At 52.4% G+C, this 12,987-nt stretch carries 16 protein-coding genes; 5 read left to right on the top strand and 11 right to left on the bottom strand.

What is annotated here, in order from left to right; translation table 11 throughout:
- Positions 1-2 precede the first annotated feature (2 nt).
- The 7 genes from flgH to flgB form a co-directional block, all read right to left on the bottom strand.
- On the bottom strand, positions 3-701 hold the full coding sequence (flgH, locus tag AABJ99_RS14300; protein WP_001295442.1) for a flagellar basal body L-ring protein FlgH: 699 nt from the start codon (positions 699-701) through the stop codon (positions 3-5).
- Positions 702-753: 52 nt separating this feature from the next.
- A complete protein-coding gene (flgG, locus tag AABJ99_RS14305) occupies positions 754-1,536 on the bottom strand; it encodes a flagellar basal-body rod protein FlgG (protein ID WP_000625837.1) in 783 nt (260 codons plus the stop codon).
- A 171-nt stretch (positions 1,537-1,707) separates the two neighbouring features.
- Positions 1,708-2,463: a flagellar basal-body rod protein FlgF gene (gene flgF, locus AABJ99_RS14310; RefSeq protein WP_039021662.1), complete on the bottom strand. Its 756-nt coding sequence runs from the start codon at positions 2,461-2,463 to the stop codon at positions 1,708-1,710.
- A gap of 19 nt (positions 2,464-2,482) precedes the next feature.
- Positions 2,483-3,688 carry a flagellar hook protein FlgE gene (gene flgE, locus AABJ99_RS14315; RefSeq protein ID WP_039021661.1) on the bottom strand — a complete coding sequence of 402 codons (1,206 nt, stop codon included), beginning with the start codon at positions 3,686-3,688 and terminating at the stop codon, positions 2,483-2,485.
- A gap of 25 nt (positions 3,689-3,713) precedes the next feature.
- Positions 3,714-4,409 carry a flagellar hook assembly protein FlgD gene (gene flgD, locus AABJ99_RS14320; protein ID WP_000020484.1) on the bottom strand — a complete coding sequence of 232 codons (696 nt, stop codon included), beginning with the start codon at positions 4,407-4,409 and terminating at the stop codon, positions 3,714-3,716.
- Between the two features lie 11 nt (positions 4,410-4,420).
- Positions 4,421-4,825 (bottom strand): flagellar basal body rod protein FlgC, encoded by a 405-nt coding sequence (gene flgC, locus AABJ99_RS14325; RefSeq protein WP_001196460.1) that lies wholly within the window; start codon positions 4,823-4,825, stop codon positions 4,421-4,423.
- 3 nt (positions 4,826-4,828) lie between these two features.
- Positions 4,829-5,245: a flagellar basal body rod protein FlgB gene (flgB, locus tag AABJ99_RS14330; RefSeq protein ID WP_000884702.1), complete on the bottom strand. Its 417-nt coding sequence runs from the start codon at positions 5,243-5,245 to the stop codon at positions 4,829-4,831.
- Positions 5,246-5,399: 154 nt separating this feature from the next.
- Here flgB and flgA point away from each other — a divergent pair, with 154 nt between their 5' ends.
- The 3 genes from flgA to flgN all read left to right on the top strand — a co-directional run bounded on the left by flgA (position 5,400) and on the right by flgN (position 6,849).
- Entirely contained in the window at positions 5,400-6,059 is a 660-nt protein-coding gene (gene flgA, locus AABJ99_RS14335) for a flagellar basal body P-ring formation chaperone FlgA (RefSeq protein ID WP_039021660.1), read from the top strand.
- A 75-nt stretch (positions 6,060-6,134) separates the two neighbouring features.
- Complete coding sequence (gene flgM / locus AABJ99_RS14340) at positions 6,135-6,428, top strand: flagellar biosynthesis anti-sigma factor FlgM (protein ID WP_000020882.1); 294 nt, start codon at positions 6,135-6,137, stop codon at positions 6,426-6,428.
- A gap of 4 nt (positions 6,429-6,432) precedes the next feature.
- Entirely contained in the window at positions 6,433-6,849 is a 417-nt protein-coding gene (flgN, locus tag AABJ99_RS14345) for a flagella biosynthesis chaperone FlgN (protein WP_000197347.1), read from the top strand.
- A gap of 39 nt (positions 6,850-6,888) precedes the next feature.
- On the opposite strand, the gene murJ is transcribed toward flgN, so the two are convergent.
- From murJ to rimJ, 4 genes are all read right to left on the bottom strand, one after another.
- A complete protein-coding gene (murJ, locus tag AABJ99_RS14350) occupies positions 6,889-8,424 on the bottom strand; it encodes a murein biosynthesis integral membrane protein MurJ (RefSeq protein WP_001050688.1) in 1,536 nt (511 codons plus the stop codon).
- A gap of 109 nt (positions 8,425-8,533) precedes the next feature.
- Positions 8,534-9,457 carry a Gfo/Idh/MocA family protein gene (gene yceM, locus AABJ99_RS14355; RefSeq protein ID WP_039021659.1) on the bottom strand — a complete coding sequence of 308 codons (924 nt, stop codon included), beginning with the start codon at positions 9,455-9,457 and terminating at the stop codon, positions 8,534-8,536.
- 1 nt (position 9,458) lies between these two features.
- Positions 9,459-10,106, bottom strand: a complete 648-nt coding sequence (gene yceH / locus AABJ99_RS14360; protein ID WP_000877119.1) for a YceH family protein — start codon at positions 10,104-10,106, stop codon at positions 9,459-9,461.
- A 10-nt stretch (positions 10,107-10,116) separates the two neighbouring features.
- A complete protein-coding gene (gene rimJ, locus AABJ99_RS14365; protein ID WP_000468190.1) occupies positions 10,117-10,701 on the bottom strand; it encodes a ribosomal protein S5-alanine N-acetyltransferase in 585 nt (194 codons plus the stop codon).
- 235 nt (positions 10,702-10,936) lie between these two features.
- Here rimJ and mdtH point away from each other — a divergent pair, with 235 nt between their 5' ends.
- Positions 10,937-12,145, top strand: a complete 1,209-nt coding sequence (gene mdtH, locus AABJ99_RS14370) for a multidrug efflux MFS transporter MdtH (RefSeq protein ID WP_000092207.1) — start codon at positions 10,937-10,939, stop codon at positions 12,143-12,145.
- Between the two features lie 63 nt (positions 12,146-12,208).
- Positions 12,209-12,856, top strand: a complete 648-nt coding sequence (grxB, locus tag AABJ99_RS14375; protein ID WP_039021658.1) for a glutaredoxin 2 — start codon at positions 12,209-12,211, stop codon at positions 12,854-12,856.
- Positions 12,857-12,987: the final 131 nt, after the last annotated feature.

Consider the following 12,987-nt stretch of genomic DNA (forward strand, 5'->3'; position numbering starts at 1 on the left):
ACTTACATTGGCGACAGGTTAAGGAAGAAACGCTGCAACCAGCCCATATTTTGCGCTTCGTTAATGTAGCCATTGCCTACGTATTCAATGCGCGCATCCGCCACCTGAGTAGACGGTACGGTATTACTGCCGCTGATGGTGCGAGGATTAACTACACCAGAGAAGCGAATAAATTCGGTACCCTGATTAATGGCGATCTGTTTTTCACCCACCACATGCAGGTTGCCGTTGACCAGTACCTGGTCAACCGTCACCGTCAACGTGCCGCTAAAGGTATTGCTGGCATTGGCCCCACCTTTTCCGTTGAACGTGTTGCCACCAGAGGCTTCGACATCGGCACGAGCGTTACCAAACAGCCCCTGCAAATAGCGCGGCACAGTATCAAAGCCAAAATTAGTTTTACCGTCACGGCTGGCATTCGCAGAGGAGCTTTTGCTGGCGCTGACGTTCTCCTGCAACACGATGGTCAGCGTATCGCCAATATTGCGTGGTCGACGATCTTCAAACAGCGGTTGATAGCCATAGTTAATCGGCTGAGCAGACTGGAAAATAGAACCGTTGGCGACGGGCGTCGGACCGGGAACCGGTTGTGCACTGGTCGCCCCCTGTACCAGCGGCGTGGAGGGTATCCAGGCGCAGCCGGTTAGTGAAAGCACCAACAAGCTGGAAATGGCATAAGTATGCGCAGCGTTTTTTTGCATGGCTATCATCTTCAAAAATCAGTAAACCGGTGAATCTGCCACCGGTTATGCCTTAGAGTTGCGTCAGTTTTTGCAGCATCTGATCGGTGGTGGATACCGCTTTACTGTTGATTTCGTAGGCGCGTTGCACCTGAATCATATTGACCAGTTCTTCCGCCACGTTGACGTTAGACGTTTCAACATACCCTTGATAAAGCAGTCCCGCGCCGTTCAGGCCCGGCGTGCTTTCGTTCGGTGCACCGGAGGATTGCGTTTCGGTGTAGAGGTTTTCGCCAATGCTCTCCAGTCCGGTATCATTCATAAAGGTGGTGAGATTGAGCTGCCCAACTTGAACCGGAGCTGCCTGGCCTTGTTGGGTTACGCTGACCACGCCATCACGACCGATGGTGATACTTAACGCATTCGCCGGAATGGTGATCGCTGGCTGCACCTGAAAACCACCAGCCGTCACCAGCTGCCCGTTCTGATCCACCTGGAAAGAGCCGTCACGGGTATAGGCTGATGACCCATCTGGCAACATCACCTGGAAAAAGCCCTGCCCTTTAATCGCGACGTCTTTACTGTTGTTGGTCTGCGACAGGTTGCCCTGGCTGTGTAAGCGTTCAGTGGCGACCGGACGTACCCCCGTGCCGATTTGCAACCCGGATGGCAAGGTGGTTTGTTCGGAAGACTGTGCCCCCGGCTGGCGGATGGTTTGGTAAAGCAGATCTTCAAAAACGGCCCGCTGGCGCTTAAAACCGTTGGTACTGACGTTTGCCAGGTTGTTGGCAATGACGTCCATATTGGTTTGCTGGGCGTCAAGGCCCGTTTTGGCGATCCATAATGAACTGATCATAAAATGTCCTGTGGTGGATTATTGACAAAATGCATATGTCTTCATGCCGGATGCGGCGTAAACGCCTTATCCGGCCTACAAGAGCTCGCGAAATCAATAAATTGCGATTGCCCCCATAGACCCGATAAACTTGCGCATCGGGCAACTTATACTTGTCATGTATCCGTTCAATTAACTCATCGACAGCAGTTGGTTGGCACGGCCTGCGTTATCATCGACGCTGCTGATCACCTTCATCTGCATTTCAAAACGCCGCGCGCTGGCAATCATGTCGCTCATTGCCGCAACGGCATTGACGTTACTGCCTTCCAGAACCCCCGACATCACACGTAAGGTTGGATCTGCCTGCAGTACCAGCCCACGCGTAGCCTGGCTTTCTGCGCTTAAACGAAAAATGCCGTCGTCACCGCGCTGCACTTCGCTGCCCGTGGCTTTCACCAGCTTCAGACGCCCCACTGGTGCAACCGTATTTGCCGGATCGCCCGGATTCAGCGCCGAGATTGTGCCATCGGCAGCAACAGTGATTTCCGCCCCTTCCGGCACAGCAATTGGCCCCGCCTCGCCGATCACCGGATGTCCCTGAATTGTCAGTTGCCCGGTGGGATCAACCTGAATGCTGCCATTACGCGTATATCCTTCGCTGCCGTCAGCGGTCTGCACGGCCAGCCAGCCGTCCTGCTGCAACGCGACGTCCAGCGGGCGTGAGGTGTAATCCATCTTACCGGGCGTCATGTCAGCACCCGGTGTTGACGCCGTAACCAGCGTGCGCGTGGGTAGTGAAAGCCCTTCCACCGGTACTGCACGCAAGGCGTTTAACTGTGCGCGAAAACCGGGCGTAGAGGCATTGGCCAGATTACTGGCGGTCACCGCCTGTTGATTCAGCGTCTGGCTGGCTGCCCCCATCGCGGTATAAATTGCGTGATCCATTGAGCTATCCCGTCAGCGATTAGCGTAAGTTAACCAGCGTGTTGAGGATCTGGTCCTGGGTTTTGATGGTCTGGGCGTTAGACTGATAGTTACGCTGGGCAACGATCATATTGACCAGTTCTTTGCTGAGATCGACATTGGACGCTTCCAGCGCACCGTTGGTCAGGGTGCCAAAGTTGCCCGTCCCGGCTGTCCCCAACAGCGCCACGCCAGAAGATTGCGTCGCAGACCAGACGTTGTCGCCTTCGGATGCCAGACCTTCGTTGTTGGCAAAGTTCGCCAGTACAATCTGCCCCAGCAGTTGGGTTTGTTCGTTGGAATAGTTGCCGACAACCGTACCGTCATCATTGATTTGATAACTCACCAGATCGCCCGGTTTATAGCCGTTCTGGGTGGTTGCCACAATGTTGTTAGCACCGGTATTTTGCTGCATGGAGTTGAGGAAACTCAGGCTAAACGTGGCGGGATCTGCGCCGTTAATTGCGCCGGTGGAAATATTCGCTGTTGGATCTGAGGTCAGAACGCCATTGGCATTAAACACCAGTGTTGTCGCTGTCTTCGCAATGCTGTTTGGATCACTACTATCCTGGGTGTAGACCTGCCAGTTATTATCCCCGGTCTTCACAAAGTAGACGCTCATGTCATGAGCATTACCCTGACTATCGAAAACAGTCACCGAACCTTTTTTGTTATAGCTATCCGCATTGCTGGCATCAAATGCGTTAACAGAGGGAAGCGGATCACTGGAATTCAGGTTGATCTGCATCGAAGCCGTGGTGGTAGTTTTCGCTGCCATCAGGGTATTCGGGATCGAAATATTGGTCGGATTCGCCCCTTCCTGAATAGTCGGCGGCGTACCGGTTGCCGGGTAACCCGTCAGCTGTAAACCTTGCAAATTCACCAGGTTACGGTTTTCATCCAGCTTAAATTGTCCGTTACGGCTGTAGAACACCGAACCGTTGCTGTCTACCAGACGGAAAAAACCGTTCTGGCTGATAGCAACGTCCAGACCTCGCCCGGTGTTGGTGGTCGTGCCATCGGTAAAGTCCTGAGTGATACCGGCAACTTTTACCCCCAGTCCCACTTTCGAACCGGCAAACATATCGGCAAAAGAGGCCGTGCCTGATTTAAAGCCGTAGGTGGCGGAGTTGGCGATATTGTTGCCAATAACATCGAGGTTGGTGGCGGCAGCGTTTAATCCGCTAACCGCTTGAGAAAAGGCCATGACTGACTCCTGAAATTTGAGGGCTTTAAATTATCTGCCGTACTTCGTCGAGGGTGGTGGTGCCGTAAGTGCCGAGATCCAGCGTATTACCGTTGTTGCCGCGGATCACCCCCTGCACCAGAGCAAACTGCAGCGGCTGGGCAACCAGTTGTGTACCACCGTTACTGGCGCTAATCGCTACATTGTAAGAACCGTTCGGCGCAGTGCTGCCGTCAGTCAACGTACCGTCCCAGGTGAAACTGTGGACTCCGGCAGTCAGTTCACCGATATCAATGGTACGGACAACCGCGCCGTTTTTATCGGTGATGGTGGCCGTAACTTTGTCTGCCGCCTGCTGCAACTCAACACCAAACGGTGTGGTCGTGGTCACAGCCCCTTCTTCACTGCCGGTTCCCGCAAGAACAGTGGTGCCTGGGATCATCACGCCGTGACCGATCAGGTTACTGGCCTGTAACGACTGGCTGTTATCAATCTGTCCGGAAATAGATCCGAGCGTGGTATTGAGTTTTTCAATCCCGCTGACCGTGCTGATTTGAGCCAATTGCGACGTCAGCTCGTTGTTTTCCATTGGATTGGTCGGGTCCTGGTTTTTCAGCTGCGCCACCAACAAAGTCAGAAAACTGCTTTGTAAATCTGCGGCGTTGCTGCCCGTGAGCGAACTACTACTGGTGGTGCTGACGCCGGTATTTGTCGGATCGGTGGTGGTTACCGCAATGGACATAGCTTTCTCCTTTATTGACCGAGCGTAAGGGTTTTCAGCATCATGCTTTTCACCGTGTTGAGCACTTCAACATTGGCCTGATAGCTGCGTGACGCCGACATGGTGTTAACCATCTCCCCGACGACATCAACGTTTGGCATTTTCACGTAGCCCTTTGCATCCGCCAGCGGATTACCCGGTTCATAAACCAGTTTGTCCGGGGCCTGACTTTCTATAACATCAGCCACCTTTACGCCGCCTGTCGCAGCACCTGGAGCAGCGTTAACCTGAAATACCACCTGTTTTGCCCGATATGGCTGTCCATCGGGACCGGTCACGCTATCAGCATTCGCCAGATTACTGGCCGCCACGTTCAGGCGCTGGGACTGAGCAGTTAACGCCGACCCGGCGATATCAAAAATATTCAGCAATGCCATCCGTTAATTTCCGCTCTGTAAAACGTTCATCATGCCTTTGATTTGCCCGCTCAACGCGCTAAGGCTCATCTGGTATTGCAGGCTGTTATCGGCAAACTGGGTGCGTTCGCGATCCATATCGACGGTATTACCATCCAGCGAGGGCTGGTCCGGAATACGGTATTGCAGTTCTGCGGTAGGAGGCGTCAGCGCCTGCGCCGGAATGTGTTGCGTTGAGGTCATCGTCAGTGCAACCACGCTTGTTGCATCCCGTCCACGTTGCATGACTTTTTTAAGTTCACTGGCAAAATCGATATCGCGAGCCTGATAACCAGGGGTATCGGCATTGGCGATGTTTGCTGCCAGCACTTCCTGACGCTGGGCGCGCAGATTGAGCGCCTCTTGTTGAAAACGTAAGGCGGCGTCGAGCTTATCGAGCATATCTCCTCCGCAGGTATCAAAATTCTGCCATCAGCTTAAATGCCTTTACGCGCGCGTTATCGGCGGAATAAACGCAAAATGGGTCGCTATTTATGCCGTTGATGGTCATTGCGGACAGGTACAATTCACGTTGTAGAAATGGCTGGGGGCGAAAATGCTGGCAATAAAACGTAGCGTGGCGATCATCGCGATACTATTCAGTCCGTTAAGTGCGGCGAGCAATCTCACATCGCAATTGCAAACCTTTTTTAGCGCCCAGCTCGCGGGGGTAAGTGATGAGGTTCGTGTTTCTATTCGTACAGCGCCCAATCTACTGCCGCCGTGCGAGCAGCCATTGCTTTCGATGAGCAATAATTCCCGCCTGTGGGGCAATGTGAATGTGCTGGCACGCTGCGGTAACGACAAACGATATTTGCAAGTCAATGTACAGGCCACAGGAAATTATGTGGTTGCCGCGATGCCCATTGTGCGGGGAGGAAAGCTGGAAGCTGGCAATGTAAAACTGAAACGCGGACGACTGGACACCTTGCCGCCGCGTACTGTGTTGGATATCAATCAACTTATTGATGCCGTTAGCCTGCGCGATCTATCACCCGAACAACCTATCCAATTAACCCAGTTGCGCCAGGCCTGGCGTGTAAAAGCGGGACAACGCGTCAACGTGATCGCCAGTGGTGATGGGTTTAGCGCCAACGCTGAAGGTCAGGCGCTGAACAATGCTGCCGTCGCACAGAATGCGCGGGTGCGCATGGTATCGGGACAGGTGGTCAGCGGCGTTGTCGATGCAGATGGGAATATTCTTATAAACCTGTAACCTGTTAAAGATTACCCGACCCATGCCGATAAATAAGCAACACATGATAAAAGCGCCCTCAATGAGGAATAAACCATGAGTATTGACCGCACTTCACCTCTGAAGCCCGTAAGCACCGTTCAACCGCGTGAAACCACTGACGCGCCGGTAACGAATACCCGGGCGGCAAAAACAACCGCCGCCACCAGCACCAGTGTGACGTTAAGCGACGCGCAAGCAAAACTAATGCAACCCGGCAGCAGTGATATCAATCTTGAACGTGTCGAAGCGTTAAAACTGGCGATTCGTAACGGTGAACTAAAAATGGACACCGGCAAAATTGCCGATGCGCTAATCAACGAAGCGCAGCAAGACTTGCAGAGTAACTGATCGTATGACGCGTCTTGCAGAGATCCTCGACCAGATGTCCGCAGTGCTTAACGATCTCAAAACGGTAATGGATCAAGAGCAGCAACATCTCTCAATGGGGCAGATCAACGGCAGCCAGTTGCAATGGATTACAGAACAAAAAAGCTCACTGCTGGCGACGTTGGATTACCTCGAACAGTTACGCAGAAAAGAACCCAATGCAGAAAATAGCGTTGATATTAGTCAACGTTGGCAGGAAATTACGGTGCAAACTCAGCAACTACGTCAAATGAATCAACATAATGGCTGGTTACTGGAAGGACAGATTGAGCGCAATCAACAGGCGCTGGAAATGTTAAAACCGCATCAGGAACCGACGCTGTACGGGGCGAACGGTCAGACATCAATACCCCATCGCGGCAGTAAAAAGATTTCGATCTGAAGATTATCTCCGGCCTGCAGTGCAGGCCGGAATGCATTGTTATACCGTCCGACGGGCAAACTCTTTAACTTTGAAGCCCAACACCGCCAGTGCAGCGAAGTACGCGGCAATTCCCGCCAGCACGACCGCCATTAAACGCAGTAAACGCCAGGGCATAGTACCCAGTGACCACTCAGGCATAATATGTAACATACCTAAAAGCACGCCAGACATCACCAGTACCGCCACCACCAGACGCAACAGAAACGGCATCCAGCCGGGTTGCGGGGTAAAGATTTTCTGCTTACGCAACTGCCAGTAAAGCAGAGAAGCATTCAGACACGCCGCCAGACCAATAGAAAGGGACAGCCCGGCATGTTTCAACGGGCCGATAAACGCCAGGTTCATCAATTGCGTTAAAATCAGCGTAACGATGGCAATTTTCACTGGCGTTTTAATGTCCTGGCGGGAATAAAAGCCAGGAGCCAACACTTTCACTACAATCAGGCCAATCAAACCCACCGAGTAGGCAATTAACGCCCGCTGGGTCATCAGCGCATCAAAGGCGGTAAATTTACCGTACTGGAACAGCGAAACGGTTAACGGACCTGAAAGAATGCCCAACGCAACCGCACTCGGCAGCGCCAACAGGAAACAAAGACGCAGCCCCCAGTCCATCAAACGGTTGTATTCATCATGATTGCCACTGGCAAAACTTTTCGACAGCGACGGCAGCAAAATGGTGCCAAGCGCCACGCCCAGTACACCGGACGGAAACTCCATTAGGCGGTCGGCGTAATACATCCACGACACCGAACCGGAAGCAAGAAACGAGGCAAAAATGGTGTTGATGATTAAAGAGATCTGGCTCACAGAGACGCCAAGGATCGCTGGTCCCATCTGTTTCACCACGCGCATTGCCCCGGCATCGTGGAAGTTAATGCGTGGCAAAACCAGCATGCCGATCTTCTTCAAATGCGGTAGCTGATACACCAGCTGTAGGATGCCGCCGACCGTAACAGCCCATGCCAGCGCCAGCACCGGAGGATTAAAGTACGGTGCGGCAAACAGCGCGAAGCCAATCATGCTGATGTTAAGCAGCGTTGGAGCAAATGCCGGAATCGAGAAGCGGTTCCAGGTATTCAGAATCGCACCCACCAGCGACGCCAGGGAAATCAGCAAGATATAAGGAAAGGTAATCTGTAATAACTGGGTAGTCAGGGCAAATTTGTCGGCCGTGTCAGCAAAACCCGGCGCGGTCACCATGATCACCCACGGCGCGGCGAGCATCCCGGCGACCGTCACAACCGCCAGCGCGAGTGTCAGCAGGCCAGAAACATACGAGACAAAGACCCGCGTGGCGTCTTCACCCTGCTTGCTTTTATATTCCGCCAGAATCGGTACAAATGCCTGGGAAAATGCCCCTTCGGCAAAAATACGGCGCAACAAGTTAGGAAGTTTAAAAGCGACGAAAAAGGCGTCGGTTGCCATCCCTGCGCCAAAGATTCTGGCGACAATTGCGTCACGTGCGAAGCCAAGCACACGCGAAAACATGGTCATCGAGCTGACGGCGGCCAGCGATTTTAATAAATTCATCGGTGTTCTAATCCAGACCCACGGGCAAAACGCCTGCAAAGCAGGCGCTGAAAGAGGCGAATAGTCTACCTGGATTATGGTGAATTGCTACCGCCAGATGTTACAGGGTTTATTCACTCATCGCATCGCGCCAGATCTTGTCAACGATGCGTTGCGCCAGTATTGCCTGTTCTCCGGCAGTTTGTGGAACTGTCTGATTTTGCACGCAATCAATGAAGTGACGGGCACAGCCAACAAATCCACGTTGCTCAAGAGTACTCTGCCAACCTGGAATAGGTTTATGCACCACGCCCTGCCCGCGCTCCTCACGCCATTCGCGCATATCCGTAATGTCGATGAGCGCACCGTCAGTCACGGCCTGCACGGTTTCACGCTGACTTCCGGCACGGCGATGCATACAGGTGGTGATCTGCAAAGGACCGGCCGAAAAATGGTGCTCGGCAAACAGCATTTCGCCAGCGTCATTAGTCAGTAGCGTACCGCCATCCAGAGAGGCTTTACCGCCCGACAACCACAGCGCGGTATCCACCACATGCAGATAATCATCCAGCAACGTGAAATAAAGGTCGTGTGGCCCGACGCTATTACTACGATGTTTATCCATTCTTAGCGAGGCGGCGGTGGCGAGTTGTGTTTTTAACTCAACGTAGAGTGGTGCGAAGCGACGGTTAAAACCGACCATCAACGTCAGTTTTTTCCGCGCCGCCAGTTCAACCAGCCGTTCAGCATCGCGCAGATTTTCTGCCAGCGGTTTATCGACACAGACATGTACTCCCGCATTGAGTAACGCACTGACCACGTCAAAGTGGCTGGCGGTGCTGGAATGCACAAAAACAGCGTCACAACAGGCAGCAAGGCTGGATAACGAATCGGCATAAGGAATGCGCCAGCTTTCACAAATTGGCAGGGCTTTCGCGCGCGTTGGCGACCACGCACCTTGTAACGTCCAGTCAGACGCTGCCGCCAGCACCGGTAACCACGCCTTTTGCGCGATGCCGCCTAACCCCACTACGCCGATACGTAATTTTTTCACTTTAATCTCCCAGATGGGCCAGCAACGAATCAAGACGCTGTTTCAGTTCTGCCACTTCGATTTCCAGAGCTTCGACGCGGGCCTGTAAATCACCGTCAACAGCGTTCGACGTATCCGTTACCGCCGGCTGATCTTCAACCTCACCACTGAAAAGATGCATGTAGCGGCTTTCGCGTTTACCCGGTTCGCGGGCCAGACGCACCACAAAAGGACCATCTTCGCGATTCGCCAGTTGTTCCAGCGTCGACTCCACTTCCGCCATATCGCTGAATTCATACATTCGCGCGGCGCGGCTGCGCAGTTCACCCGGCGTCTGGGCACCACGCAATAACAACGTGGTGATTAACGCCACTTCTGCGGCGCTCAGTTTCAGATCGCCAAATTCAGAATTACAAAAACGTTGCTCATATTTGGTGACCCGATTACCAAAACCGCTCACCGTGCGTAGATAATGACGTTTGACCAGATTATCCAGCTGTTCCTGCACTTCAGATTCACTCAGATTCATGACCGGTTCACGGTTCGTTTTCTGATTACAGGCCGTTACTACACCATTTACTGATAGCGGGTATTGCTCCGGCGTAGTCACCTGTTTTTCCAGCAAGCAGCCAATCACGCGGGCTTCCAGAGCAGTAAGTTGATATTTCATCAGATTCTCCTTAGCGGCCAGGCGTCCAGTCTGGGGTGGTTAATGCCGTCAGAACATGATCGCGCCATTGTCCATCAATCAACAGATAGTTTTTCGCATAGCCTTCTTTTTCAAAACCCAATCGCGCCAGTAAATCACCGCTGCGTTTATTGTGCGGCATATAGTTGGCCATAATGCGATGAATATGTTGGGTGCGCTGCATATAACGAATGGCTGCGGTCAGGGCTTCAAACATGAGTCCTTTGCCCTGCCATTTTTGCCCAATCGAATAACCGAGATAGCAGGCATGAAAAGAGCCGCGAACAACATTGGAAAAATTGGCAACGCCAATAATCTCTTTTTCGTCCGGGTCGAATAAGCCAAAGTAGAAAGCTGAACCTTGTTTATGAAATTCGTTAATCATCCCTAGCCTGGCCTGCCAGCCTGATGGATAACAGTGGCTTTCGTCGCGCACTGGCTCCCAGGGCTTGAGGAAATGGCGATTCTCTGCGTAATAATCCGCAAGACGCCAGGCATCACGATCATGCACCAGACGCACGACCAGTCGGTCAGTGGTTAAGCGCACTTTTGGCACGTTACTGCGATAGCCAAACATTCTATACCTACTCCTTCCCGTAACGTCTTTAATACGCTGTAAGTATTACTATACCTGCGCAACCAGACCCTGTGAAAAGTCCAGAATGCCATTTTCTGCATTATTCACATATTTGATAAAAACTCTCTATCAAAGCGACGTTTTGATAAAAAAATATTGTCCCCGAAGTGATGGGAAAAGTCTTAGCGGCAATGCAGAATAGAAAGTGCTCATCTTTTATTTCCCGGGAGGGGAAATGTCCCGCGTGTCGCAGGCGAGGAACCTGGGTAAATATTTCCTGCTCATCGATAATATGCTGGTCGTGCTGGGGTTCTTTGTTGTCTTCCCGCTGATCTCTATCCGCTTCGTTGATCAAATGGGCTGGGCCGCCGTCATGGTCGGTATTGCCCTCGGCCTACGCCAGTTTATTCAGCAAGGTCTGGGGATTTTCGGCGGCGCAATTGCCGACCGCTTTGGTGCCAAACCGATGATTGTCACCGGTATGCTGATGCGTGCCGCCGGATTCGCCACAATGGGTATCGCCCACGAACCGTGGCTACTGTGGTTTTCATGCCTGCTTTCGGGACTCGGCGGCACGTTGTTTGATCCTCCGCGTTCGGCGCTGGTGGTGAAACTAATCCGCCCGCAGCAGCGTGGCCGTTTTTTCTCACTATTAATGATGCAAGACAGCGCTGGTGCTGTTATTGGCGCATTGTTGGGAAGCTGGCTGTTGCAATACGACTTTCGCCTGGTCTGCGCCACAGGAGCCGTTTTGTTTGTGCTGTGTGCTGCGTTTAATGCCTGGTTGTTACCGGCATGGAAACTCTCCACCGTACGCACGCCCGTTCGCGAAGGCATGACCCGCGTGATGCGCGACAAGCGTTTTGTCACCTATGTACTGACGCTGGCGGGTTACTACATGCTGGCTGTACAAGTGATGCTGATGCTGCCGATCATGGTCAACGACGTCGCGGGCGCGCCGTCTGCCGTTAAATGGATGTATGCCATTGAGGCGTGTCTGTCGTTAACATTGCTCTACCCTATCGCCCGCTGGAGTGAAAAACATTTTCGTCTGGAACACCGATTGATGGCTGGACTATTAATAATGTCATTAAGCATGATGCCAGTGGGTATGGTCAGCGGGCTACAACAACTTTTCACTCTGATTTGTCTGTTTTATATCGGGTCGATCATTGCTGAGCCTGCGCGCGAAACCTTAAGTGCTTCGCTGGCAGATGCAAGAGCACGCGGCAGCTATATGGGGTTTAGCCGTCTGGGTCTGGCGATTGGCGGCGCGATTGGTTATATCGGTGGTGGCTGGCTATTTGACTTGGGTAAATCAGCGCACCAACCAGAGCTTCCGTGGATGATGCTGGGCATTATTGGCATCTTCACTTTCCTTGCGCTGGGTTGGCAGTTTAGCCAGAAACGCACCGCCCGTCGTTTGCTGGAACGCGACGCCTGATTTGATACTCCCCCCTGACTCCTCCATACTGAAAGTGAACTGACAGCCAAATGGAGGAGTCACGTGAAGCTATACATTTACGATCACTGCCCTTACTGCCTCAAAGCCCGCATGATTTTCGGCCTGAAAAATATCCCCGTCGAATTACATGTTCTGCTCAATGACGACGCAGAAACACCCACCCGGATGGTCGGTCAAAAACAGGTTCCCATTCTGCAAAAAGATGACAGCCGCTATATGCCAGAAAGCATGGACATCGTTCACTATGTCGATAAACTCGACGGCAAACCGTTACTGACCGGCAAACGTTCACCTGCCATTGAAGAATGGCTGCGCAAGGTCAACGGCTACGCCAACAAACTGCTGTTACCGCGTTTTGCCAAATCGGCATTTGATGAGTTTTCTACTCCCGCCGCGCGCAAATATTTTGTCGACAAGAAAGAAGCCAGCGCGGGTAATTTTGCCGACCTGCTGGCCCACTCTGACGGTCTGATTAAGAATATCAGCGATGATTTACGTGCGCTGGACAAACTTATCGTCAAACCGAACGCCGTGAATGGCGAACTTTCGGAAGACGATATTCAGCTATTTCCGCTCCTGCGTAATCTGACGCTGATAGCCGGAATCAACTGGCCAAGCCGCGTTGCTGATTACCGCGATAATATGGCGAAACAGACACAAATCAATTTGTTATCATCAATGGCGATTTAATCCTGACCCGCCGCGGCAGCCTGTATTCGCGGGTTGCCGCCGTTTTCAGTTTTTTCTGCTGGCGAGTTTATCGCTGGTGACACATGCTGCGTTGTGTCAGGATATTGACGCAGATTTCATGTCGAGGACTA

The organism is Escherichia coli (assembly GCF_036503815.1).
Lineage (GTDB): Bacteria > Pseudomonadota > Gammaproteobacteria > Enterobacterales > Enterobacteriaceae > Escherichia > Escherichia coli_F.